This is a genomic window from Aliidongia sp. (genome assembly GCF_035943795.1).
GTDB lineage: Bacteria > Pseudomonadota > Alphaproteobacteria > ATCC43930 > CGMCC-115725 > Aliidongia.
The window spans coordinates 1-23,809 of sequence record NZ_DASZBY010000097.1 but is presented as its reverse complement, the minus strand read 5'-3'; the positions used below and the strand labels follow the sequence as shown (position 1 = coordinate 23,809).

Below are 23,809 nucleotides of genomic sequence, written 5' to 3'. Positions count from 1 at the left end.
TGACCCGCGGCTACGGCGGCGCGCTCGCCGGCCCGGTCCGGGTCGACCCGGCGGCCCATGATTTCCGCGCGGTCGGCGACGAGGCGTTGCTGCTGGCCGAGGCGGCGCCGACCTGGGTCGCCCGCGACCGTCCGGCCGGCGCGCGCGCCGCAGCGGTGGGGGGTGCCGAGCTGATCCTGATGGACGACGGATTTCAGAACCCATCCCTGGTCAAGGATCTGGCATTGCTGGTCGTTGACGGAGGTTACGGCTTCGGCAACGGCCGGGTCATGCCGGCCGGCCCGCTGCGGGAGGCGCGCAACAGCGGTTTACGCCGCGCCCAGGCCGCCGTGCTGATCGGCGAGGATCCGGACGATCTCGGCCGCGACCTGGCCCGCCACCTGCCGGTCGCATGGGCAAGGCTGGTGCCGAATGGCGACGCCGCCGGCTGGCGCGGCCGCCGCGTCCTGGCCTTCGCCGGCATCGGGCGGCCGCAGAAATTCTTCGACAGCCTGACGGCGCTGGGCACCGACCTGATCGCCGGCATCGGCTTTCCCGATCACCACGCCTATCGGACCGAAGAGCTGGCCGATCTGGTCGCCCAGGCCGATCAGGCCGGGGCGGTCGCGGTCACGACGACGAAGGATTGGGTGCGCCTGCCGCCCGAGTTGCGGACCCGGGTCGAGACCCTGCCCGTGCGCCTGATTTGGCGCGACGCGTCGGACCTGGCGTTGATCGAACGGCTGATCCTGCCGCTGCTGGAGGCTCGATGAGCGACGACGCGCGCGCCACCACCGGGCAGCGGATCGAGGCGGCGTTCGCCGGCGTCGCCATGGCGCTGTTCGGGGCGCTGCCCCGGGCCGCGGCCTCGGCACTGGGCGGCTGGCTCGCCCGCACGATCGGGTCCCGCCTCGGCATCACCCGCCGGGCCCGGCGCAACCTGGCGCGCGCGCTGCCCGAGCTGGATCGCGCGGCCCAGGACCGGGTCCTTGCCGAGATGTGGGACAACCTGGGCCGGGTCGTCGGCGAGTTCCCCCACCTGAAGACCATGGATGCGTTCACGCCGGGTGCCGCGATCGAGGCGGTCGGGCTCGAGCATGTCGATGCGGCGATCGCGCGCGGCAAGCCGCTGATCTTCTATTCCGGCCATTTCGGCAATTGGGAGGTGGCGGCGCTCGCGGCCGCGCTCTACGGCTTGAAGCTCGCGGCAGTCTATCGCGCGGCCAACAACCCGCTGGTCGACCGGATGATGATCGAGCTGCGGCGCGATCTGGGTGCCGATCCGATCCCCAAGGGCGCCACGGGTGCCCGCAAGATCGTCGGCGCCATCCGCGCCGGCCAGTCGCTATGCATGCTGGTCGACCAGAAGATGAACGACGGCATCGCCGTGCCGTTCTTCGGGCGCGACGCCATGACCGCGCCGGCGATCGCCGAACTGGCGCTGCGCTACGACTGCAGCGTGCTGCCGGCCCGGGTCGAGCGGCTGCCGGGCGCGCGGTTCCGGGTCACGGTGTTTTCGGCGCACGACCTGCCGACGAGCGGCGACCGGCCGGCCGACGTGCTGGCGCTCATGACCCGGATCAACCAGATGCTGGAAAGCTGGATCCGGGCGCGGCCCGGCCACTGGTTCTGGCTCCACCGGCGCTGGCCGGACAGTTGAAGGAGGTTCGATGATCGCCCCGTTCGAAACCACGCGCGACGGCTTCACCATCAGCACCGATCCGGCCCGTCTCGACATGGACCTGATCCATCGCACCCTGTCGACCGAGAGCTATTGGGCCCAGGGCCGCTCGTTCCAGCAGGTATCGCGTGCGTTCGCCCATTCCCTGCCGTTCGGCGTCCATACCCCCGACGGCACGCTCGTCGGCTGGGCGCGGGTAATCACCGACTACACCACCTTCGCCTATCTGGCCGACGTCTGGGTCATGGCGACCCATCGCGGCCGCGGCCTGTCGAAAATGCTGATGGGCGCGATCCTGGCCCATCCCGAGTTGCAGGACTTGCGGCGCTGGACGCTGTTCACCAGGGATGCCCAGGGGCTCTACCAGCAGTTCGGCTTCACCCCGATCGCCGAGCCCGGCCGGGCGATGGAGCGGCGTCAGCCGCCGGTATCCTCACCGTCCCAATAGTCCCGCACCGCCGACTTGTCGTAAGTCTCGCCGGTCTGCCGGCTGTAGATCTTGTTGGAATCCGGATAGATGCACACGTCGTTCGGGTCGCGCTCGCCGATCATCAGGAAGCGGCAGGTCTCGTCGCTTTCGTTGACGAGCGCATGGCCGAGCTTCTGGCCGGCCGGGAACACGACATAATCGCCGGCCTTCATCAGGTAGCGTTCGTCGCCGAGCCGCAGGGTCGCCTCTCCGGCCAGGATCATCAGCTGCTCCTCTTCGGCCGTGTGGTAGTGCAGCGGGCTCGATTGCTTGCCGGGCGACAGCTCCTCCACCAGCACGCCGACATGGCTGGCCCCGCCTGCCCTGCCGATCCGGCGCACCCGGCTGCCGAACCTCTCGCCCTCCGACCATTCCTCCCACGGCACGCTGTCGATCGAAAACGGCTTGGTGGCTTCGGCGTCGCTCATGCTGGCTTCCTCGTTCAGAACAGGGTCGGCTGCCGCTCTTCCGTGGGCTTCGGCTTCCGGACCGGCTTCGGTGCCGGTGGGTTCCCATCGCCCAGACCGGCCGCAGCCCCCTCGGCCCGGGCCGCCACGGTCGCATCATGGAAGCGCAAGGTCAGCGCCATGCCCGGCTCGATCGCGCCGGCACCGAGCGGTTGGCCCGCGCGATCCTCGACCACGGCATAGCCGCGCTCCAGCACCTTGAAGGGCGACAGCGACTCCAGCACCTGTGTCAGCCGCTGCAGCCGCTCGCCGCGCGCCTCGCCATCGCGCCGGGCGGCGGCATCGAGCCGGTTGCCCAGGGCGGTCAGGTCCTGAAAGCGCCGATCGAGCGCCGGCAGCATAGGCACGGCGCGCAGCCGATCGCCGACCAGGGCGACCCGTTCCCCTGCCCGCTCCATCGTCCGGTCGAGCGCCGGCCGAAGCCGGGCCGCGGCGCCGGCGAGATGCCGCTCGTGCTCGGCGATCTGCTGGCGCGGATGCTTCAGTTGCGCTCCGGCTGTGGCGACGCGCGCCGCCCGGTCGCGCAGCAGGGCGCCGATCGAGAGTTTCAGCCGCTCGGCCCGATCGTCGAGCCGTTGCTCCGCCGCCTCGATCAGCCGGACCGGGTCCGGCAGGCCGCGCGCCAGCCCGTCGAGGCGCAGGCGCCGCTCCTCGACCAGCCGGATCGAGGCGGCGTCGAGCCGGCCGCCCAGGCTGCGCACTTCGGTCAACAGGTCGAGCCGGACCGGTACGGCCATTTCGGCCGCCGCGGTCGGCGTCGGCGCACGCCGGTCGCTGGCGAAATCGATCAGGGTCGTGTCGGTCTCGTGGCCGACCGCCGAGATCAGCGGGATCTTGCTCGCCGCCGCCGCGCGCACGACGATTTCCTCGTTGAACGCCATCAGGTCTTCGAGGCTACCGCCGCCGCGTGCCACGATCAGCAGGTCGGGGCGCGGCACCGGGCCGCCCGGCACGATGCGGTTGAAGCCGTCGATGGCGCGGGCGACCTGCTCCGCCGCCGAATCGCCCTGGACCGCCACCGGCCAGATCAGCACGTGGCGCGGAAAGCGTTCGTTCAGGCGATGCAGAATGTCGCGGATCACGGCCCCGGTCGGCGAGGTGATCACGCCGATTACCGTCGGCAGGTAGGGCAGCGCCCGCTTGCGCTCGGCCGCGAACAGGCCCTCGGCCGAGAGCTTGCGCTTGCGGTCTTCGAGCAGCTTCAGGAGCGCGCCCTCACCCGCCAGCTCCATCTGCTCGATCACCATCTGGTATTTCGAGCGACCGGGGAAGGTGGTGAGCCGGCCAGTCGCGATCACCTCGATGCCGTCAGCCGGGTCGACCTTGAGGCGGCCGGCCGTGCCACGCCAGCACACGGCGTCGATGACCGCGTCCATGTCCTTCAGCGCCAGATAGATGTGGCCGGAGCCGTGGCGCTTGCAGCCGCTGATCTCGCCGCGCACCCGGACATAGCCGTAGGCCTGCTCGATCGTGCGCTTCAGCGCGCCGGAGATTTCACTGACCGAATAGACCGGCACATTGGACGGGTTGGCGCCGGGCGCGGGAGCGTCAGTCGCTGAGGGGGGGCTATCCGAAACCATGGGCTATGATATGAAAGCCGGCCGACGGGCGACAGTGCTTTCAAGACGCGTGTGATTTCGAGACGAGGATGGCGATGCGAATTCTGGTCGTGGGCTCCGGCGCGCGCGAACATGCGCTGTGCTGGGCGATGAAGGACTCGCCGCTGTGCGACGCGCTGATCTGCGCGCCCGGCAACGCCGGCATCGCGGCCCTGGCCGAGTGCCGCCCGGTCGCCGTCACCGATCTCGACGGGCTGCTGGCGCTGGCCCAGGCCGAACGGATCGACTTCGTCGTGGTCGGGCCGGAGGCACCGCTGGTCGCCGGACTGGTCGATCATTTGGAGGCCCACGGCATCAAGTGCTTCGGGCCGAGCCGGGCCGCCGCCGAACTCGAAGGCTCCAAGGGTTTCACCAAGGATCTCTGCGCCAAATACGGCGTGCCGACCGGATCGTACCTGCGGACGACCGATTCCGACGCGGCCAAGGCCGAGATCCGGCGGCGCGGCGTGCCCATCGTGGTCAAGGCCGACGGGCTCGCCGCCGGCAAGGGCGTGGTGGTGGCGCATGAGCTGGACGAGGCCCTGCGCGCGGTCGACGCCATGATGCTGGACCGGCGCTTCGGCGATGCCGGCATCGAGATCGTGATCGAGGAATTCCTCGACGGCGAGGAAGTGAGCTTCTTCGCCCTGGTCGACGGCAAGACCGCCGTGCCGCTGGCCTCAGCCCAGGATCACAAGGCGGTCGGCGACGGCGACACCGGCCCCAACACCGGCGGCATGGGCGCCTATTCACCGGCCCCGGCGCTGACCGCGGCGCTGGAATCCCAGGTGATGGACCGGATCATCCGCCCCTCGCTCGCTGGCATGGTGGCCGAGGGCAAGCCGTTCAAGGGCGTGCTGTTCGCCGGATTGATGCTGACCGCATCGGGGCCGCAGTTGATCGAATACAACGTCCGCTTCGGCGATCCGGAATGCGAGGTGCTGCTGCGCCGGCTGAAATCCGACCTGCTGCCGGCACTGGTCGCGGCCCGCGACGGAACGCTCGATCGGATTTCGCTCGACTGGCGTCCGGAAGCGGCACTGGGCGTGGTGATGGCGGCCGAGGGTTATCCCGAGACCCCGCGCAAGGGCACCGCGATCCACGGGTTGGAAGCCGCCGCCACGGCCGCGCCGACCGTCGAGATCTTTCATGCCGGCACCGCCCTGAAGGACGGTACGATCGTCGCCGATGGCGGCCGGGTCCTGGTCGTGACCGCCCTGGGCGCCACGGTCGGCGAGGCCCAGGGCCGCGCCTATCAGGCGGTCGACCGGATCCAATGGCCCGAGGGGTTCTGCCGGCGCGACATCGGCTGGCGCGCCGTGGCGCGCGAGCGGAGCTGACCACGGACGCCCTGGCACAGTCACCGATCCGCGCAGCCGAACCCGGCGAGGCACCGGCGCTGTCGGCACTCTGCCTGCGCGCCAAGGCCCATTGGGGCTATGACCAAGCCTTTCTCGAACGGTGCCGCCCTGCACTGACCGTGGATCCGGCCGCGATCCGCGCCGGCGATCTTTTCGTGGCGACCGATCGCGAAGACCGGCCGATCGGCCTGCATCAGATCGGCGGTACGGACGGAGAGGAGACGATCGAGCTGGTCCTGCTTTATGTCGAGCCGGCCTGGATCGGTCACGGAGTCGGCCGGGCACTATTTCGGCACGCGGCGGCGCTGGCACGCGATCGCGGCGGCAAGACCCTGTCCATCCTGGCTGATCCCCATGCGGCGCCATTCTACCAGGCCCAAGGCGCCACCTATCGGAATGACGCGCCGTCCGACGCAATTCCCGGCCGGATCCTGCCGGTCTATGTCCTGCCGCTGCAACCGAGCGGCGGTCGCCCATGACGTGGCGCTTGTGCGCATCGACAATCCTGCTGGTCCTGGCCCTCGCCGCGCCGGCTTCGGCCGACGAGCCTGTCGTGCCGGCGGGCTATGCGCTGCATCGCAGCCTGCCGCTCGACAAAGCCGCGAGCGGGATCGACGGCGCGCTGCAGATTGTCGAAGACAGCCGGATCGGGCCGGCCCTGCGGGCCGAGATGTGGCTGCAGACCAACGATACCGATCTGATCCTGGCGGCCAAGGACCCGTTGCGCGCCTCGCTCGCCAGGAAGCCGCTGCTGCCTGCCCACCTGCGCCTCGCCGATGGGGCGGGCCAGATCCTGGCGGACGAACCGTTCGATGTGCCCCTGGCCGATATCGAGGCCCAGGTGTTGCACGATGGCGCGCCGACCTTCCTGGTCTCGGCGGACCATAGCGTCGGCATGGGTTCCTATGCCGGACTGGAAACGACGCTAGTCGAGGTCGTGAAGGGCAAGCTGGTGCCGGTGGCGCTGCCGGGCCGCACGGCACTGACGCGATCTCTGAAAAACGATTGGAAGATCGTCGCCGATCCGACCCCCGGCAGCCGGGACAAGATCATCCAGGTCGTCGCTTGCCGTCCGAACTACGCCAACCCCACATGGGCTGCAACCGGCGAATTCGTGGTCGACCTGACGAGCTACCGCTTCGCCGACGGCGCCTGGCACGACAAATCGCAAAGTTTCGTGGGCTATTGGGAAAGCGACGAGGACTGGCCGGACGACCGGTTCCCCTGAGCCCCCTCAGTGCTGCGCCCGATAGGTCGCGAGCACGGCCGCACCGGCGGGGCCGACCTCAGCCTCCCAGGCCGTGATCGCGCCTTCGGCGGCATGGTCCAGCAGCTGCTTCAGCGTCGGATCGGGCGCCGGACTGATCTCGACCCGATTGGCGCGCATCATCGCGTAGTTCGCGTCGAGCCGGGATCGGATCTCCTGCCATTGCGCGGCCTCGGTCGCGCGTGCCGCCACCTCGACGGCCTGCTGGAGCGCCTGGGGCAAGGCGTCGAACGTGGCCTCATTCATACTGGCGAGGCTGAGCGGCACCGCGTAGTTGATCGCCGTAAAGCTGGGCAGGAAATCCCACAGCCGCCGCCCCGCCCCACCATCACCCGAAGACAACACGCCTTGAAGCGAACCGTCCTTCAGCCGCGGCATGGCATCGGCGAAGGATAGATAGACCGCTTTGGCGCCGCTTGCGTCCATCACCTGGCGGCTGGTCTCGTCATAGGCGCGGATCGTGAGGCCGGCGAGATCCGCCGGCCTCAGCACCGGATGCTTGGCCCAGAGGCCCGTCGGCGGCCAGGGTGTCGCGTAAAGCAGCCGCTGGTGGTGCTGGGCGAAGGCTGCTGCGTAGGTCGGCTTGGCCGCCTGGTAGAGCCGCAGCGCGTCCTCGAACGAGGTCGCGACGAACGGCAGCGAGGACAGCAGGAAGATCGGTGCCATTTGCCCCAGAGGGCCGGCGAAACTATCGCCGAGCGGCGGTTGCCCGGCCTCGATGGCGCGCAACAGGCCGATCCCTTTCAGCCCCAGTGCCGCGTCGTAGCTGGGCGTCACCAGGATCTGCCCATGGCTGAGCGTATTCAATTGCGACGCGAATCGTTCGATGCCCGCACCCGGCATCGAATCCCGGGGGTACTCGGTCGGCATGTCCCAGCGCAATCCCTGGGCCCAGGCCGGTTCGGCCAGCAGCAACAGCATCAGCGCCAGGAGTTGAAAACCGCCGTGCCTGCCCATCGCGACGCCCCGGATCGTTTGCATGGAAACGTCAACCGGGCATAGGCGTTCCCGTGCCGCCTGGCAAGGGGCTTAGGCGGCGGCGCGTGCCATCGTCTCGCGTCGGCTGAAGACATGGATCAGCAGCGCCAGACCGGTGAAGCCGGCGCCCAGCGCCGAGACGGCGAGCCAGCCGCCATAGCTCCAGGCAAGCGCGCCCAGGGCCGAGCCGGCGGAGCCGCCGGCGAAATAGATCACCATGTACACGGTATTGATCCGGCTGCGCGATTCGGGCTGCAGCGCATAGATGCGCGACTGGTTCGAGACCTGGGCGCCCTGGACGCCCAGATCGAGCAGCAGCACGCCCGCGACCAGGCCGGCGAGCCAGCGGCCGGCGAATGCGAAGACCGCGAAAGACAGCAGCGTCACCAGGATGGCGAAACCGACGGTGCGCCGCGGACCGCCCCGATCCGCCAGCCGGCCGGCCAGGGGGGCCGCCAGCGCGCCGGCGATGCCGACCAGGCCGAACAGGCCGGCGGCCTGGGCGCCCAGATGGTAGGCCGGGCTGGCCAGGTACAGCGTGAGCGTCGCCCAGAAGGCGCTGAACCCGGCGAACAGCAGGGCACCGACCGCCGACGCCTCGCGCAGCACCGGCTCGCAGCGGAACAGGCGCCAGAGCGAGCGCATCAGGGCCGGATAGGACAGGGTCGAGGTCGGCGCCGTGCGCGGCAGCAGGCCGACGAGTACGATGAACAGCACGATCATCAGCCCGGCCGCGATGACGAACATCTCGCGCCAGCCCAGGTGCTGGGCTACGGCGCCCGACAGCACGCGACCGCCCAGGATGCCGATCAGCAGCCCGCTCATCACCGTGCCGACGACCTGGCCGCGCCGCTCGGCGCTAGCCAGATGGGCCGCCATCGGCACGATCTGCTGCACCAGCGTGGTCAGCACGCCGACCGCCAGGCTGGCCAGGGCCAGCACTGCCAGATTGGGCGCGATCGCGGCGACGCCGAGGGCAGCCACCAGGCCCGCCAGCTCGATCAGGATCAGCCGCTTGCGATCGAACCGGTCACCGAGCGGCGCCAGCAACAGCAGGCCCAGGGCGTAGCCGACCTGGGTCACGGTCGGCACGATGCCCGCCACGGCCGGGTCGCGCAGGTCGGCCGCCATGTCGGCCAGCATCGGCTGGTTATAGTAGATGTTGGCGACGCCGAAGCCGCAGGCGCCGGCCATGACCAGGACGGCGCCGCGGGTCAGCGGCTTTTCGGGCATGGCATCGGGCATGAGCGGGAGGACCTGGCGGGAACAGATGGGCCCCTCATATTTGCATGAGCAAGCATTACGTCCAGATCGAACCCTTGCAGGGTGGCCTGCCGAGCGCGCAGGCCTCAGCGCCGCGCCTGGAAGAACTCCCGCAACAGCTCGGCCGACTCGGTTTCGCCGATACCGCCATAGACTTCCGGCCGGTGATGGCAGCTCGGCTGGTCGAACAGCCTGACGCCATGGTCGATAGCGCCACCCTTGGGGTCGCCTGCACCGTAATAGACCCGGCGCAGCCGGGCGAAGGCGATCGCCCCCGCGCACATCGGGCAGGGCTCGAGCGTCACGTAGAGGTCGCAGGCCGGCAGGCGGGGGCTGTCCAGCAGCGCCGCCCCCGCGCGGATCGCCAGCAGCTCCGCATGGGCGGTCGGATCGTTCAGCTCCTCGATCCGGTTGCGCGTCTGGGCCAGCACGCGGCCGCTCGCGGCCTCGACCAGCACGGCGCCGACCGGCACCTCGCCGGCCGTGGCGGCCGCCCGCGCCTGAACCAGCGCCATATCCATGAAGCTCGGCCGCCGTGCCACGGTCATCGCCGCCCTGCGCGCCCGAGACCCATGCGCGCCCTGCCGTTGCGCCGGTTTCCCCGGACGCTTATGGTCGGCGTTCGATTAGAAGGATCGCTCATGTCTCGCCCCGTAATCATCGGCCTTACTCTCGATTCGGAAAAGCCCGGTGGCTACTCCAAATTTCCCTGGTACGCGATCCGCGAGAATTATTGCGGCGCCGTCGTGCGCGCCGGCGGCCTGCCGATCCTGCTGCCGCACGAGCCGGAGCGGGCCGCCGACTATCTGAACCTGATCGACGGACTGATCGTGACCGGCGGTGCATTCGACGTCGACCCCGCCCTGTTCGGTGCCGAACTGCGGCACGACAGCGTCACGACCAAGGACCGGCGCACCGCGTTCGAGCTGGCGATCACCCGGCTGGCGCTCGACGCGGACAAGCCGGTGCTGGGCATCTGCGGCGGCCAGCAGCTGCTGAACGTGGCCCTGGGCGGCACGCTCGTCCAGCATATTCCGGACGAGGTTGCGGCACCGCTCGCCCATGAGCAGCCGAACCCGCGCGACGAACCGGGGCACGAGGTCGCCGTCGCCGCCGGCACCCTGCTGCACGACATCACCCGGACCGCACGCTTCGCGGTGAATTCGGCCCATCACCAGGCGGTCAAGACGGTCGGCCCCGGCGTCGTGGTCGACGCGGTGGCATCCGACGGCGTGATCGAGGGCATCGAGCTGCCCGGCAAGCGCTTTTGCCTGGGCGTGCAATGGCATCCGGAATTCGAGATCAGCCCGCCCGACGAGGCGATCTTCCGCGCCTTCGTCGCCGCGGCCCAGGGACGATAGAGATGAGCGACGACACCGGTGCTCCCGAAAAGGGCGACCGCATCGCCAAGGTGCTGGCGCGCGCCGGCCTCTGCTCGCGCCGGGATGCCGAGCGCTGGATCGAGGACGGACGGGTCTCGGTCGACGGCAAGCTGCTGACCACGCCGGCCGTGGTCGTGACCTCGGGTTCGATCATCCTGGTCGACGGCAAGCCGCTGAAGGAACCGGAGCCTTCGCGGCTGTGGCGCTACCACAAGCCGTCGGGCCTGGTGACGTCCCATCGCGACGAGAAGGGCCGGCCAACCCTGTTCGACACGTTGCCGCCGGAATTGGGCCGGGTCATCTCGGTCGGGCGCCTCGACCTCAATTCCGAAGGGCTGTTGCTGCTGACCAATGACGGCGAGCTGGCGCGCAAGCTGGAGCTGCCCTCGACCGGCTGGGTGCGGCGCTACAAGGTGCGCGTCCATGGCACGGTCGAGCCGGAGCGGTTCCTGGCGCTGGCCGAGGGCGTGGTGATCGAGGGCGTGCGCTACGGCGAGATCAAAGTGGAGTTCGAGCGCCAGAAGGGCTCCAACGCCTGGGTGACGGTAGCGCTGACCGAGGGCAAGAACCGCGAGATCCGCAAGGTATTCGAGCATCTTGGCTATGGGGTGACCCGGCTGATCCGCCTGTCCTACGGGCCGTTCCAGCTGGGCCTGCTGCCGCGCGGCGACATCGAGGAAGTGCCGCGCCGTGTGCTGCGCGACCAGCTGGGCCTGGGCGCCGCAAAGGATAAGGGGGCAGCGCGCAAGACCCTGACCCTGAAGGAAGAGCCGGCGGCCGCCCCCAAGGGCCGCGTCCGCATACCGAAGCCCCATCGCGCGGTCGAGCCGCCGACGAAGCGCGGCCGGCCGCCCGTCGCGGCCGAACGCCCGGCCGAGGGCCGGCCTGCCTATGGCAAGCCCGCGGCCCGCTCCGCCGGACCTGCGCGCCCGTCCGCCGAACGATCCTCGGAACGGCCCGCCGCGCGATCTGCCGCACCGAAGCCGGCCGGCGCCCGCAGCGAACGCGCACCGGCCCGCCCGGGCGACGCGGCCAAGAAGCCCGGAGGCCCGCGCGGTGCGGATCGTCGGCGGTAGCCATCGCGGACGGCCGATCGCCGTTCCCGAGGGCGACAAGGTCCGGCCGACCAGCGACCGCGCGCGCGAATCCCTGTTCAACATCCTGGAGCATGGCCGTTGGGCCGCCGCGGGCTCGCCGATCGCCGGCGCCCGCGTGCTCGACGCGTTTGCCGGCACCGGAGCGCTCGGCCTCGAAGCCCTGTCGCGCGGTGCCGCCCATGTGACGTTCCTGGAGTTGGCGCCGGTGGCGCTCGCCGTGCTGAAGAGCAACGTCGCGACGTTGAAGGAAGGCGCGCGCACCACCATCCAGCGGGGCGACGCCGTCGCCCCGCCCCGGGCGTCCGATCCCTGCTCGCTCGTGTTCCTGGATCCGCCCTACGGCAAGGACCTGGCGCCGCCCACGCTGAAGAACCTGGTCGCCGCCGGCTGGATCGCGCCCGGCGCCGTGGTCGTGCTCGAGGTCGGCGCCAAGGAAGACTTCGCCGCGCCGGATGGCTTCACCATCGGGGATGAACGGCGCTATGGTGCAGCCCGGCTGGTGCTGATGCGCTACGGGATCGCCGGCTAGGATACCGCACCGGACAACGGGAATCGGGTGAAGAATGTCGTTCTACGACCAGCTCGATCCGGTCATCAGCCTCGACGATGCGCTCGATCCCTCGCGCTATCGGCCGGCGCCAGGCGACTGGCAACTCGCCATCACCGACATCGAGGGTTCGACCCGCGCGGTCGAGCGCGGGCAGCAGAAATCCGTCAACATGATCGCCGCGTCGTGCATTGCCGCGGTTCGCAACATCTGCGTCGGCATGGAATTGCCCTATCTGTTCGGCGGCGACGGCGCCACCATCCTGATCCCGCCCGAGCATGCCGATGCCGCCTTCGCCGCACTGTCGGGCGTGCGTGCCTTCGCCGATGCCAATGCCGGCCTGAAGCTCAGGGCCGGCGCCATGCGGGTCGGCGACCTGCGCGGCTACGGACACGACATAATGGTTGCACGCTACGAGGTTTCCCCGGGCAATTGCTTCGCCATGTTCCGCGGCGGGGGCGTCGGTTTCCTCGATCTGGTGCTGAAGGGCCGCAAGGCGGGCGTCTCCGCGGACATCGTCACCTTGCCGGAACAGGCCGCCGAACCCGACCTCAGCGGCCTGTCCTGCCGTTGGCAGCCGATCGCGTCGCGCAGCGGCTGCATGGTGTCGCTGGTCGTGGCCATGGCCGACCATGACGGCGACTATCGGCAGGTGCTGCACCGCCTGCTGGAAATCGCCGGCGACGGAGCCGACCCGACGACACCGGAGATGCTGGAGACGGCGCTGCGCCGAAGGTGGCTGCCGAGCAGCGAAGCGATAGCGATCGAAATCGCCGCCGCCGGGCAGAAATCCCGGTTCGGCCGCCTGCAGCGGCGGCTCGCCATCCTGACCGGCGCGGTAGTCTTGCAACTGGCGCTCCGCTTCGGCCGCCGTCCCTCGGTGCTCGATCGCTTTCTCGCTGAGACCGCGCGTAATTCCGATTTCTGCAAGATCGACGATGCGCTGCAGATGGTGATCGATTGCACGCCGGATGCGCTCGTGCGGATCGAAGCGTACCTGATGCAACTGGAAGCGACGGGCACCATCGGCTTCGGGCTCTACGTCTCGGATGCGGCTGTGATGACCTGCCTGGTCAAATCGATGGCCGAAAACCGGCATGTCCACTTCATCGACGGCGCCGGCGGCGGCTACACCCGTGCGTCCAAGGCGCTGCGCGACAAGATCGAGGCCCGCGAGGCGGCCGCTTAGAGCACCGGCACGCCGCTCTGTTTCGCTTTGCCCTCGGGCTCGACGTGGATGTTGATCACGGCGGTGCCGAGGTGGCTGCGCAGGGCCGCCTCGATCCGGTCGCAGATTTCATGGGCGGCGTCGACGGTCATGGGGCCAGGCACGACCAGGTGGAACTCGATGAAGGTGACGCTGCCCGCCGTGCGGGTGCGCACGTCATGGGCCTCGATCGCGCCGGCGGCGTTCTGGGATATGATCCGGCGGATCACCGCCACCGCCTCGGGATCCGACACCTCGTCCATCAGGGCACCCATGGATTCCCGCAGCATCCCGTAGCCGGTCCATAGGATATTGAGGGCGACCAGGCCCGCGATCAGCGGGTCGAGCCGCAGGTATCCGGTCAGCGGAACCAGGGCCACGCCGATCAGCACGGCGCCCGTGGTCCAGACGTCGGTCATGATGTGCTGCCCGCCGGCGATGAGCGCCGGGGATTTCCAGGACCGGCCGCGGCGGATGAGGAAAACCGCCCAGAACAGGTTGATGACGCCGGCCGCCGCATTGAGCGAGATGCCGAGGAACGGCGTTTCCGGCGCATGTGGGCTGTTCCAGCCGACCCAGGCTTCGCGCGCGATCAGGAAGGCGGTCACCAGCACCAGGGCGCCCTCGACCATCGCGCTCAGATATTCGGCCTTGTTGTGGCCGTAGTGGTGATTGGCATCGGCCGGACGTGCACTGAGCCGCAGGGCGACCAGGGCACCGAGGGCGGCGGCGACGTTGATCACGGTTTCGAGCGCGTCGGACAGCAGCGCCACGCTGCCGGTCAGCCAATAGGCCGCCGCCTTCAGCGACAGCACGACCACGCTGATCGCGAGGCTGCCCCAGGCGGCCTTCATGATGGGAGTCATCGGCCCTCCTGCGGCGCCCGGATCGATTCAGCGCCGACCGAACAGCCGTTCGATGTCGCCCAGTTTCAGTTCAACGTAGGTCGGCCGCCCGTGGTTGCACTGGCCGGAATGGGGCGTCGCCTCCATCTGGCGCAGCAGGGCGTTCATCTCGGTCGGGTTGAGCCGCCGTCCCGCGCGGACGCTGCCGTGGCAGGCGAGCGTGCCGCAGACCGCCTCCAACCGCTCCTTGAGCGACAGGGCGGCGCCGAACTCCGCCAGTTCCTCGGCCAGGTCGCGCACCAGCCCCTTGACGTCGCAGTCGCCGAGCAGGGCCGGCACCTCGCGCACCACGACCGCGCCGGCGCCGAACGGCTCCAGCACCAGGCCCAACTCGGCCAGCTCGCCGGCGCGGGTCCCGAGCCGGTCGGCCGACGCCTCGTCGAGCTCGACCACTTCGGGCAGCAGCAGGGCCTGGCGCTTGACGCCGGTCGCGGCCAGCGCCTCCTTCATGCGCTCGTAGACCAGGCGCTCGTGGGCGGCATGCTGGTCGACGATGACGATGCCCTGGGCGGTTTGGGCGACGATATAGGTGTCGTGCAGCTGGGCGCGCGCGGCACCCAGGGGGAAATGCTCGAAACCGGGCGCGGCCTCTGCGGCGGCACCGGGGGGTGCCGTGGCCGGCAGATCGCCGCCGAACAGGTTGGGCGCCGGCGCATAGGCCGCTACGACCGCCTCGCCCAGGCCCTGCGGATAGGAGGGTGCACGGAAGCTGCTGACATAGGACCCGTTCCAGCCGGTATGGGCGGGCATCGCCGGCGCCATGCCGGAGCGGAGCGCGTCGATCGTCGCATTGGCGACCGTGGTCGAGGCGCGATGGCCGGCGGCGTTCAGCGTATGCTTCAGCGCACCGACGATCAGGCCGCGCACCAGCGCCGGGTCGCGGAACCGGACCTCGGCTTTGGCCGGATGCACGTTGACGTCGACCTCGCTCGACGGCAGATCGACGAACAGCGCCACCATCGGATGGCGGTCGCCCGCCAGGAAATCCTGGTACGCGCCGCGCACCGCACCCGTCAGCAGCTTGTCACGCACCGGCCGGCCGTTGACGAACAGATACTGCTCACGCGAGGTCGCCCGGTTGAGCGTCGGCAAACCGGCAAAACCGGTCAGGCGGATGCCTTCGCGCAGCGCCTCGACCGCCAGGGCATTGTCGGCGAAATCGCGGCCCAGCACGGCCGACAGGCGCGACAGCCGCTCCTCGACCGGGTCGGCCAGGGGGGCAGCGCCGAGGCGCAGCATCGCCCGGTCGTCGTCGGCCAATACGGTGAAGGCGATTTCCGGGTGCGCCATGGCCAGCCGCTTGACCACGTCGACCGCCTGGTCGCGCTCGGTACGCGGCGTCTTCATGAACTTGAGCCGCGCCGGTGTCGCATAGAACAGGTCGCGCACCTCGACCCGGGTGCCCTGGCCGAACGCGGCCGGCATCGGCCTGCCCTTGTCGCCGCCATCGACCGTCAGGCTCCAGGCCTCCGCCGCGCCGCGCGCCCGGCTGGTCAGGGTCAATCGGGCGACCGCGCCGATCGACGGCAGGGCCTCGCCACGAAAGCCCAGGGTCGCGATCGCCATCAGGTCATCGTCGGGCAGCTTCGAGGTGCAATGACGGTCGACCGCCAGTACCAGCCCGTCCGGATCCATGCCGATGCCGTCGTCGGTCACGACGATCAGGCTCTGGCCGCCTTCGCGCAGGCCGATCTCGATATGGCCGGCACCGGCATCGATGGCATTCTCGACCAGTTCCTTGACGGCTGAGGCCGGGCGCTCCACGACCTCGCCCGCGGCGATGCGGTTGACGAGCACGGTCGGAAGCTGGCGGATCGGGTTCGACATGGCGCTCGGCTGTGGGGCTTGCTAGAAACGGCGATCGACTGAAGGACACTATATATCGTGGCTATGACGGCAACCACCCTCATCATCTTCGATTGCGACGGCGTTCTCGTTGATAGCGAGCCTCTCGCCTGCAAGGTCGAGGTCGCACTCCTGCACGCGTTGGAGCATCCGATTTCCGCCGAGGAGTTCGCTCATCGCGCGGTCGGCCGCAGCCGCAAGGACAATCACGCCATGCTCGAGGGGCTATGGGACCGGCGGCTGCCCGAAGACTACACCGAACAGGTGCAGTCGCGTCTGTTCGAGGCGTTCCGGACCGAGTTGCAGCCGCTCGCCGGCATGCCCGACCTGGTCGCGCGGGTCGCAGTCGATCGCTGCGTCGCCTCGTCGAGCCCGCCCGACCGGCTGGCGCTCGCGCTGGCACTCGGCGGCTATGCGCCCCTGTTCGGCGCGGGCGTGTTCAGTTCGCTCGAGGTTGCCCGGGGCAAGCCGGCGCCCGATCTGTTCCTGCACGCGGCTGCGCGCCGATCTGCCGCACCGGAGCAATGCCTGGTGATCGAGGACAGCGTGCCCGGGATCGAAGCCGCGAAGGCGGCCGGAATGATCGCGATCGGCTTCTGCGGCGGGGGGCATTGCGCACCCGATCACGGCAGCCGGCTGCGAGCGGCCGGCGCCGACGCGGTCGTTCCGGACAGCGGCGCGCTCGCCGGGCTGTTGCAGCAGCGCGCGCTGCTTCGTTGATTTGGAGCACGCGGCCATTCGCCGCAAAGGCAATATCTGACGGACGGTCGGCTCTTCTCAGGATCGTCTCGTCTCGCGCTGGGATGCCCAACCTCAATCATACCGCACGACGCCCTGGTTTTTGCCGAGAAGCAGTCTCGATTTTTCTCAAGATATTTTTGATTTCATCTTAGTATTTTCCGATTTTCCCAGATTCGTTTTCAAAATCGAGCGGTAATCATCGGAAATTCCGTGTCGATACGTGATTATCTTCTGCTGAAATTCAATTATTATCAATAGTTATTTGAATCATCGGCGATTGTGAATCTCCAGAATCGGATTGATTCACGAGGTGAACTGTCTTTAACTGCGGAACAATCTAGCGACTTCATGACTTGGTCAGACACGAAATCTCCGCCAGAACCCGCAGGAGTTGTTTAACATGCTCGGACTCCCTTTCCTTGGCGCGTCGCATGAACTCCTGTCCAAGTTGAAGGCCATCGACGCGTCCCAGGCGACGATCGAGTTCAAGCTGGACGGCACGATCCTGACGGCGAACCCTCATTTCCTGAAGGCGATGGGCTACAGCCTCGAAGAAATCCGCGGCAAGCACCACAGCCTGTTCGTCGATCCCGCCGAAAAGACAAGTGCGGGCTATCGCGATTTCTGGGCCGCGCTCAATCGCGGCGAATATCAGGCCCGGGAATTCCGCCGCATCGCCAAGGGCGGGCGCGAGGTCTGGATCCAGGCATCGTACAACCCGCTGCTGGGCACCGACGGCAAACCGTTCAAGGTCGTGAAGTTCGCGACCGACATTACCGAGCAGAAGCGGAGAGCGGCCGATCACGAGGGCCAGATCAAGGCGATCGACAAGTCCCAGGCGATGATCCAGTTCGCGCTCGACGGCACAATTCTGCATGCCAACCAGAATTTCCTCGACGCCCTGGGCTATCGGCTGGACGAGGTCGAAGGCCGGCATCACAGCATGTTCGTCGATCCGGCCGAGAAGGGCAGCACCGCCTATCGCGATTTCTGGGCGGCGCTCAATCGCGGCGAATACCAGACGGCGGAGTATCGCCGGGTCGGAAAGGGCGGTCGCGAGGTCTGGATCCAGGCATCCTACAACCCGATCCTGGACGCGTCCGGCAAGCCGTTCAAGGTCGTGAAGTTCGCAACAGACATCACCAACCAGGTCCGGGAACGGGTCAGGCGCGCGGCGCTCAGCCAGTCGATCGACACCGATCTCAGCGAGATCACCCGCGCGGTCTCGACCGCGAGCGAGCAGGCCACGCGGGCCGCCGATGCCTCGACCGAAACTGCGGCCAACGTTCAAGCCGTAGCATCGGGCGCCGAGGAACTGGTCGCGTCGGTCAAGGAGATCGCGCGCCAGACCGCGAGCGCCTCGCGCATTTCGGCGGATTCCGTCGAGCAGGCCGAGCGGACGAACCAGATCATGGCCCAGTTGGTCGGCGCCGCCGACCGGATCGGCGAGGTCATCAAGCTGATCACCGGCATCGCCAGCCAGACCAATCTGCTGGCGCTCAACGCGACCATCGAGGCCGCTCGGGCCGGCGAGGCCGGCAAAGGCTTTGCCGTGGTGGCGTCGGAGGTAAAGTCGCTGGCCAACCAGACGGCACAGGCGACTGAAGAGATCACGAGCCAGATCGCCCAGGTCCAGAGTGCCACCAACGAAGCCGCCGAAGCGATCGGCGCGATCACCAAGACCATCGCCCAGATCAACGAGATTTCCGGCGCGATCGCTGCCGCGGTCGAGGAACAGGATGCGGTGACGCGCGAGATGTCGTCCAGCATGCAGGTCGCGGCGTCGGGCGTGAACGCGATCAGCCGCGGCATGAACGACATCGCCCATGCCGCGGCGTCGGCGACCGAGGCGACCAGAAAGGTGAAGGAGGCATCCCGCGCGCTCGCCGCCTGAAGCAGCGCCCGGCGTCCGGATCAGTCCGCCGGGTCGACCACCCGGTCTGGGGTGACGCCTGCCGGATCGCCGACCACGACGAAGCTGAGCTTGGCCGGATCCAGCACTGCCTTGGCGACGCGCCTGGCATCGGCCAGCGTGACCTTCTCGATCAGACCCTTGCGCCGGTCGAAATAATCGATCGGCAGACCGTGCGTCTGGAAGAACAGCAGCCGCTCGGCGATCGACAGGGTCGAGTCGAGGCCGAGCGCGTACGCGCCTTCCAGGTAAGTCTTGGCGTCCTTCAATTCCTTGTCGGTCGGACCTTGGGCCGCAAAGCGCGCCCATTCCTGGCGGACGATGGCGATGGTTTCGCCGACCTTGGCGTTCTGGGTGCCGGCCTGGCCGAACAGCAGGGCCGCATGGTCGTAATTGGCCAAGCCCGTGCCGATGGAATAGGCCAACCCCCGCTCCTCGCGCACCGCATGCTCCAGGCGGGTCGAAAAAGTGCCGCCGCCCAGCACGTTGTTGACCACGAGGAACGTATAATAATCCTTGTCGGCGATGACCAGGCCGGGCTGGCCGAACAGCACGATCGACTGCGGCACCGGCTTCTTGACCAGCAGCAGGCTGCCGCCGGCCGCCGGGCTCGCGTCCGCCGCAACCACGGGCTCGGTCGATGTCGCGGGCAGGCTGCCGAACGTCCGGTCGAGCAGCGCCTTCAATTCATTCGGCGTCAGGTCGCCGACGACCGCGACCTTCAGCCGATCGCGGCCGAACCGGCTCTGCACATAAGCCTTGAGATCGTCGGCGGTGATACCGGCGACGGTCTTGGCCAAGCCCATCACCGGCCGGCCATAGGGCTGGTCCGGGAAATTGGCACGCCACCAGATCTTGCCGGCGAGCGCATTCGGCTCTTCGGCGCGAGCCGCGATCGCCTTGGCGATCTGGTCGCGCACCCGGGCAACGGCCGCCTCGTCGAAGCGCGGCTGGGTCAGCGACAGGCGCAGCAGGTCGAACACCTCGTCGCGGTGGGGCGACACGGTATGGACCTTGCCCTCGAAGAAATCCTGGGACGGTTCGAACGAGATCGAGGAGGATAGGTCTTCCAGCTTGCCCTGGAATGCTTGGGAATCGAGATCGCCGGCACCCTCGTCGAGGGTCGAGGCGACGAACTCGGTCAGGCCGGTCTTGTCGGCCGGATCGTTCGCAGCACCGGTGTGGAACGCATAGCCGAGGCTGATGACCTTCTGGCTATGGTCTTCGACCAGCCACGCTTCGATGCCGCCAGGACTGACGACCCGCTCGACGGTCACGGCGGCGGCCGGCCGCGCGGCAGTCAGGGCCGCGAGCGCCAGTCCCAGCAAGACCAGGCGGCGGCTCATCGGATCTGCTCCGGCAGGGTCTGGGGCGGCAGCGGCCGTTCCGGTCCGCCGGCGCCGGGCTTGGCCGGCAGCAGCCGCGCCGTCACCGAGGTCTTGCCATCGAGTACCGCATGGGCGGCGGCATTGACCTGGTCCACCGTGACGGCACCGATGCGGTCCGGCCAGGCGTCGAGATCGGCCAGGCTCGATCCCGTGGTCAAGGCCCGGCCGATGACGTTGCCCGGCTGGGACAGGCTGTCGTTGGCATAGAACACTTCATTCTGCAGGCGGGTCTTGGCGCGGTCGACCTCGTCCGCCGTGATACCGTCAGCCAGAACCTTGGCGATGACCGCCTGGGCCGCTTCGGCGGCGGCGTCGATCGTGGTGCCGACGCGCGGGCTGACGTAGTAGCTGAACTTGCCGAGATCGAGCCGCTCCGGATCGTAGCTGGCGCCCGCCCCGGTCGCGACCGACTGGTCCAGCACCAGCGCCTTGTGCAGGCGACTGTTGGCGCCACCGCCCAGCACCTCGGCCAGCACTTCGAGCGCGTAGGCATATTGCGTGTCGCCGCTGTGGTAGCTGGGCGCCAGATAGACCCGGCTCCAGATCGGGTTGCGCACCCGGGCGCTCTTCAGCTCGACGGTCGTATCGGCCTCGCGCATCGGCTCGACCGGGCGCATGCGTGCCGGTACCGCCTTGCGCGGGATCTTGCCGTAGTACTGGAGCGCGAGCTTCCTGGCCGCTTCGACCGTGATGTCGCCGGCCAGGATCAGGATCGCGTTGTTGGGCGCGTACCAGGTGTCGTAGAAGCGCCGCTCATGAGCGAGGTCGAGCTTCGCCATCTCCTCGCTCCAGCCCAGCACCGGGATGCGGTAGGGATGATTGAGATAGAGCGCCGCCTCGACCTGCTGGTCGAGTACGGCCGACGGCACGTTGCCGATGCGCATGCGCCATTCTTCCAGAATGACCTTGCGCTCGGGCAACAGCTGTTCGTCGGTGATGACCAGATTGTGCATCCGGTCCGCTTCCAGCCCCATGACCAGCGACAGCCGGTCCGATGCCACGGTCTGGTGGAAGGCGGTGTAGTCCCAGCTGGTGAAGGCATTCTCCTGGCCGCCGTTGCGCGCGACGATCTCGGAGAATTCCTTGGGCTTCAGGGTCCTGGTGCCCTTGAACATCAGATGTTCGAGGAAATGCGCCACACCGGACCAGCCGCGCTCCTCGTCGGCGGCACCGACCTTGTACCAGACCATCTGGGTGACGTTGGGCGCGCGGTGGTTCGGCACCACGACGACCTCGAGCCCGTTCGGCAGCGTGAATTCGCTCTCGCCGAACAGCGGAGCCGCCGAAGCGGCGCCGGCGAAGATGGCGAACAGGGCGGCGGCCGCAGCCGTCGCACGAAGAAGGCTTGCGGTACGGCGCATCGGAACCTGCCTTCAGGCGGCGCGCGAGCACAGGATGCCCCACACCGATATTGAACGATCCGGCCTAGAAAATGCCTTCGAGCCAGGCGCGCTGCTTGCGCTCGATCTGCGGCGTGTCGCCGACCGAGGCGGGCTTGCCCAGCGCCGCGTTCTCGCGCAGGCGCTGCGATTCGCGCGACGCGTCGACCGCTTCGCCCGGCGGCGGGGCGTCGCGCCAGAACAGCAGGCTGTCGACGAAGCCGCCGCTGTCGTCGGCAGTGATCTGGGCAGTTTCCTTATCGACCTGCTGGCGGATCGACGGATCGGTGGCGCTGGCCCCGGCCTTGGCGATGAGCGCCTGTTCGCCGACGCTGAGCCCGCTGTTGCTACCGGCCTTGAGCGCGGCGGCCTGGGTCGGCTGGGCCGACGCCGCACGGAACACGGTCTGACGACCGGCCTGGGCCGCCGTCTCGGACGGTGGCTTGTCCGACGGGCTGCGCGGCGGGCGCAGATTGAAATCGGGCGGCATGGTCAGGGGCGAGCCCGCCACGACCGAGAATTCATCGGGCGGGGCCTTGTCGATGCCGAGCGCCTTGCGGGTGTCGCTGCAACCACTCAGACCCATCACGAGAAGGGCGAGTGTCGTGCCAAGATATGCCGTTCGTTTCATGCCGATCCAACCTGAAGGACGCGCCTATGTACGCGACTCCGGCGCCGGCAGCAAGCCGTCGCCGAGCCGCATGTCTTACTTATGAATCAGGCGTGATGATGATCGACCGCATCGGCGCACCGGCCGCACAGATCCGGATGAGCCGGGATGGTCGTGACCTCGGGCAGAACCCGCCAGCAGCGCTGGCATTTCTCGCCCGATGCCAATTCGACCGTGACCGCGATGCCGGGCGCGTCGGCCATGGCGAAGGCGCCGTCCGGCGCCGCCTCGAGGCTGAACCGGGCGTCGGACACGATGCAGATCTCGGCCAGGTCGAGCCCGGTCAGCGCCGCCTGGGCATCGGCACCGGCGTAGAGCGTCACCATGGCTTGCAGGCTGGAGCCCAGGCGCTTCGCCGCGCGCTCCAGCTCGATGGCGCCCGTGACGACGCGGCGCAGGTCGCGGATGGTCGCCCAGCGGGTGGCCAGTTCCGGCGCGATCCAGGCATCCGGCAGGGCCGGGAACACTTCCAGATGCACGCTCGCGTCCGCCGCATCGCCATGGCGCGCGAGCCAGGCTTCCTCAGCGGTGAAGCACAGGATCGGCGCCAGCCATTTCGCCAGACAGTCGAACACCAAGTCCATCACCGTGCGGACGGCGCAGCGGCGCGCATCGTCCGGCCGGTCGCAATAGAGCGCATCCTTGCGGATGTCGAAATAGAACGCCGACAGGTCGACCGAGCAGAATTGATGCAGCTCGACATACATCCGGTGGAAATCGAACGCCTCGGTGCTGTCGCGCATCACCCCGTCGAGTTCCTTCAGGCGGTGCAGCACCCAGCGCTCCAGGTCGGGCATCGCCGCAGGCTCGACCCGCTCCGCGACATCGAAGCCTTCGAGCGCCCCCAGCAGGTAGCGCAGCGTGTTGCGCAGGCGGCGATAGACGTCCGACTGGTACTTCAGGATCTCCTTGCCGATGCGCAGGTCTTCGTAATAGTCGGAGGCCACGACCCACAGACGCAGGATGTCGGCGCCCGACGCGTCGATCACGTCCTGGGGCGCCGTGATGTTGCCCAAGGACTTCGACATCTTGCGGCCCTGCTCGTCGAGCACGAAGCCGTGGGTCAGCACTGCGTCATAAGGCGCGCGACCGCGCGTGCCGCAGCTTTCCAGCAGCGAGGAATGGAACCAGCCGCGATGCTGGTCCGAGCCTTCGAGATAGAGCGACGCCGGCCATTTCAGGTCCGGCCGCTGCTCCAGCACGAACGAATGGGTCGAACCCGAGTCGAACCAGACGTCGACGATGTCGGTGACCTTTTCATAGTCCTCGGCATCGTAGCCGTTGCCCAGGAATTGGGACGCGGGGGCGGTGAACCAGACGTCGGCGCCCTCGCGCGCCACGGCGTCGGCGATCCGGTCGATCACGCCCTGGTCGCGCAGCGGCTGGCGCGTGCGCTTATCGACGAACACGGCGATCGGCACGCCCCAGGCGCGCTGGCGCGAGATGCACCAGTCGGGCCGGGTTTCGATCATCGCGCGGATGCGGTTCTGGCCCGCCGCTGGGACCCAGCGCGTATCCTCGATCGCCTGCAACGCCGTCTGGCGAAGGCCGTTCGTCTCCATCGAGATGAACCATTGCGGCGTGGTGCGGAAGATGAGCGGCGCCTTGGAGCGCCAGGAATGCGGATAGGAATGGACGAGCGTCCCGGCCTTCAGCAGGCCACCGGCCGCGTC

Annotated in this window: 23 protein-coding genes; 12 read left to right on the top strand and 11 right to left on the bottom strand. The window is 68.6% G+C overall.

What is annotated here, in order from left to right:
• The 3 genes from lpxK to VGV37_RS18355 form a co-directional block, all read left to right on the top strand.
• Positions 1-752: tetraacyldisaccharide 4'-kinase (gene lpxK, locus VGV37_RS18365; RefSeq protein ID WP_326881189.1), on the top strand; the 752-nt coding region annotated here is incomplete at its 5' end.
• Entirely contained in the window at positions 749-1,639 is an 891-nt protein-coding gene (locus VGV37_RS18360; RefSeq protein ID WP_326881188.1) for a lauroyl acyltransferase, read from the top strand. The genes lpxK and VGV37_RS18360, both read left to right, overlap by 4 nt.
• Positions 1,640-1,649: 10 nt before the next feature.
• Positions 1,650-2,108 (top strand): GNAT family N-acetyltransferase, encoded by a 459-nt coding sequence (locus tag VGV37_RS18355; RefSeq protein ID WP_326881187.1) that lies wholly within the window; start codon positions 1,650-1,652, stop codon positions 2,106-2,108.
• On the opposite strand, the gene VGV37_RS18350 is transcribed toward VGV37_RS18355, so the two are convergent.
• Positions 2,078-2,557, bottom strand: a complete 480-nt coding sequence (locus VGV37_RS18350; RefSeq protein WP_326881186.1) for a cupin domain-containing protein — start codon at positions 2,555-2,557, stop codon at positions 2,078-2,080. The two genes, VGV37_RS18355 and VGV37_RS18350, sit on opposite strands and share 31 nt — an antisense overlap.
• A 14-nt stretch (positions 2,558-2,571) precedes the next feature.
• Positions 2,572-4,113 carry an exodeoxyribonuclease VII large subunit gene (xseA, locus tag VGV37_RS18345; protein WP_349256463.1) on the bottom strand — a complete coding sequence of 514 codons (1,542 nt, stop codon included), beginning with the start codon at positions 4,111-4,113 and terminating at the stop codon, positions 2,572-2,574.
• Positions 4,114-4,250: 137 nt separating this feature from the next.
• Between xseA and purD the strand changes: the two genes are divergently transcribed.
• The 3 genes from purD to VGV37_RS18330 are packed head-to-tail and all read left to right on the top strand — an operon-like array spanning position 4,251 to position 6,783.
• Positions 4,251-5,534, top strand: coding sequence for a phosphoribosylamine--glycine ligase (gene purD / locus VGV37_RS18340; RefSeq protein ID WP_326881191.1), 1,284 nt, complete (start codon positions 4,251-4,253; stop codon positions 5,532-5,534).
• Complete coding sequence (locus VGV37_RS18335; protein ID WP_326881184.1) at positions 5,471-6,034, top strand: GNAT family N-acetyltransferase; 564 nt, start codon at positions 5,471-5,473, stop codon at positions 6,032-6,034. The genes purD and VGV37_RS18335 overlap by 64 nt, the downstream gene beginning before the upstream one ends.
• Complete coding sequence (locus VGV37_RS18330; protein WP_326881183.1) at positions 6,031-6,783, top strand: hypothetical protein; 753 nt, start codon at positions 6,031-6,033, stop codon at positions 6,781-6,783. Before VGV37_RS18335 ends, VGV37_RS18330 begins: the two co-directional genes overlap by 4 nt.
• A gap of 6 nt (positions 6,784-6,789) precedes the next feature.
• On the opposite strand, the gene VGV37_RS18325 is transcribed toward VGV37_RS18330, so the two are convergent.
• The 3 genes from VGV37_RS18325 to VGV37_RS18315 form a co-directional block, all read right to left on the bottom strand.
• Positions 6,790-7,803 (bottom strand): TRAP transporter substrate-binding protein, encoded by a 1,014-nt coding sequence (locus VGV37_RS18325; RefSeq protein ID WP_326881182.1) that lies wholly within the window; start codon positions 7,801-7,803, stop codon positions 6,790-6,792.
• Positions 7,804-7,851: 48 nt separating this feature from the next.
• On the bottom strand, positions 7,852-9,045 hold the full coding sequence (locus VGV37_RS18320) for an MFS transporter (protein ID WP_326881181.1): 1,194 nt from the start codon (positions 9,043-9,045) through the stop codon (positions 7,852-7,854).
• A gap of 104 nt (positions 9,046-9,149) precedes the next feature.
• Entirely contained in the window at positions 9,150-9,611 is a 462-nt protein-coding gene (locus tag VGV37_RS18315) for a nucleoside deaminase (protein WP_326881180.1), read from the bottom strand.
• Between the two features lie 93 nt (positions 9,612-9,704).
• Here VGV37_RS18315 and VGV37_RS18310 point away from each other — a divergent pair, with 93 nt between their 5' ends.
• From VGV37_RS18310 to VGV37_RS18295, 4 genes are read left to right on the top strand one after another with little or no spacing between them, the layout of a single operon-like run.
• Positions 9,705-10,424: a gamma-glutamyl-gamma-aminobutyrate hydrolase family protein gene (locus tag VGV37_RS18310; RefSeq protein ID WP_326881179.1), complete on the top strand. Its 720-nt coding sequence runs from the start codon at positions 9,705-9,707 to the stop codon at positions 10,422-10,424.
• Between the two features lie 2 nt (positions 10,425-10,426).
• Positions 10,427-11,521: a pseudouridine synthase gene (locus VGV37_RS18305; protein WP_326881178.1), complete on the top strand. Its 1,095-nt coding sequence runs from the start codon at positions 10,427-10,429 to the stop codon at positions 11,519-11,521.
• A complete protein-coding gene (gene rsmD, locus VGV37_RS18300; RefSeq protein WP_326881177.1) occupies positions 11,502-12,071 on the top strand; it encodes a 16S rRNA (guanine(966)-N(2))-methyltransferase RsmD in 570 nt (189 codons plus the stop codon). Before VGV37_RS18305 ends, rsmD begins: the two co-directional genes overlap by 20 nt.
• Positions 12,072-12,105: 34 nt before the next feature.
• Complete coding sequence (locus tag VGV37_RS18295) at positions 12,106-13,278, top strand: DUF3095 family protein (RefSeq protein ID WP_326881176.1); 1,173 nt, start codon at positions 12,106-12,108, stop codon at positions 13,276-13,278.
• Here VGV37_RS18295 and VGV37_RS18290 read toward each other — a convergent pair.
• On the bottom strand, positions 13,275-14,162 hold the full coding sequence (locus tag VGV37_RS18290) for a cation diffusion facilitator family transporter (RefSeq protein ID WP_326881175.1): 888 nt from the start codon (positions 14,160-14,162) through the stop codon (positions 13,275-13,277). The two genes, VGV37_RS18295 and VGV37_RS18290, sit on opposite strands and share 4 nt — an antisense overlap.
• A 27-nt stretch (positions 14,163-14,189) precedes the next feature.
• On the bottom strand, positions 14,190-16,028 hold the full coding sequence (gene mutL, locus VGV37_RS18285) for a DNA mismatch repair endonuclease MutL (protein ID WP_326881174.1): 1,839 nt from the start codon (positions 16,026-16,028) through the stop codon (positions 14,190-14,192).
• A 63-nt stretch (positions 16,029-16,091) separates the two neighbouring features.
• Here mutL and VGV37_RS18280 point away from each other — a divergent pair, with 63 nt between their 5' ends.
• Both VGV37_RS18280 and VGV37_RS18275 read left to right on the top strand, forming a co-directional pair.
• A complete protein-coding gene (locus VGV37_RS18280; RefSeq protein ID WP_326881190.1) occupies positions 16,092-16,766 on the top strand; it encodes an HAD family hydrolase in 675 nt (224 codons plus the stop codon).
• Positions 16,767-17,187: 421 nt separating this feature from the next.
• Positions 17,188-18,681: a PAS domain-containing methyl-accepting chemotaxis protein gene (locus VGV37_RS18275; RefSeq protein WP_326881173.1), complete on the top strand. Its 1,494-nt coding sequence runs from the start codon at positions 17,188-17,190 to the stop codon at positions 18,679-18,681.
• A gap of 20 nt (positions 18,682-18,701) precedes the next feature.
• Here VGV37_RS18275 and VGV37_RS18270 read toward each other — a convergent pair whose 3' ends face one another.
• From VGV37_RS18270 to VGV37_RS18255, 4 genes are all read right to left on the bottom strand, one after another.
• Positions 18,702-20,045: a pitrilysin family protein gene (locus tag VGV37_RS18270; RefSeq protein WP_326881172.1), complete on the bottom strand. Its 1,344-nt coding sequence runs from the start codon at positions 20,043-20,045 to the stop codon at positions 18,702-18,704.
• A complete protein-coding gene (locus tag VGV37_RS18265; RefSeq protein ID WP_326881171.1) occupies positions 20,042-21,448 on the bottom strand; it encodes a pitrilysin family protein in 1,407 nt (468 codons plus the stop codon). Before VGV37_RS18265 ends, VGV37_RS18270 begins: the two co-directional genes overlap by 4 nt.
• A 64-nt stretch (positions 21,449-21,512) precedes the next feature.
• Positions 21,513-22,097: a DUF3035 domain-containing protein gene (locus VGV37_RS18260; RefSeq protein WP_326881170.1), complete on the bottom strand. Its 585-nt coding sequence runs from the start codon at positions 22,095-22,097 to the stop codon at positions 21,513-21,515.
• Positions 22,098-22,183: 86 nt separating this feature from the next.
• On the bottom strand, positions 22,184-23,809 hold a 1,626-nt coding region (locus VGV37_RS18255; RefSeq protein ID WP_326881169.1), incomplete at its 5' end, for an isoleucine--tRNA ligase.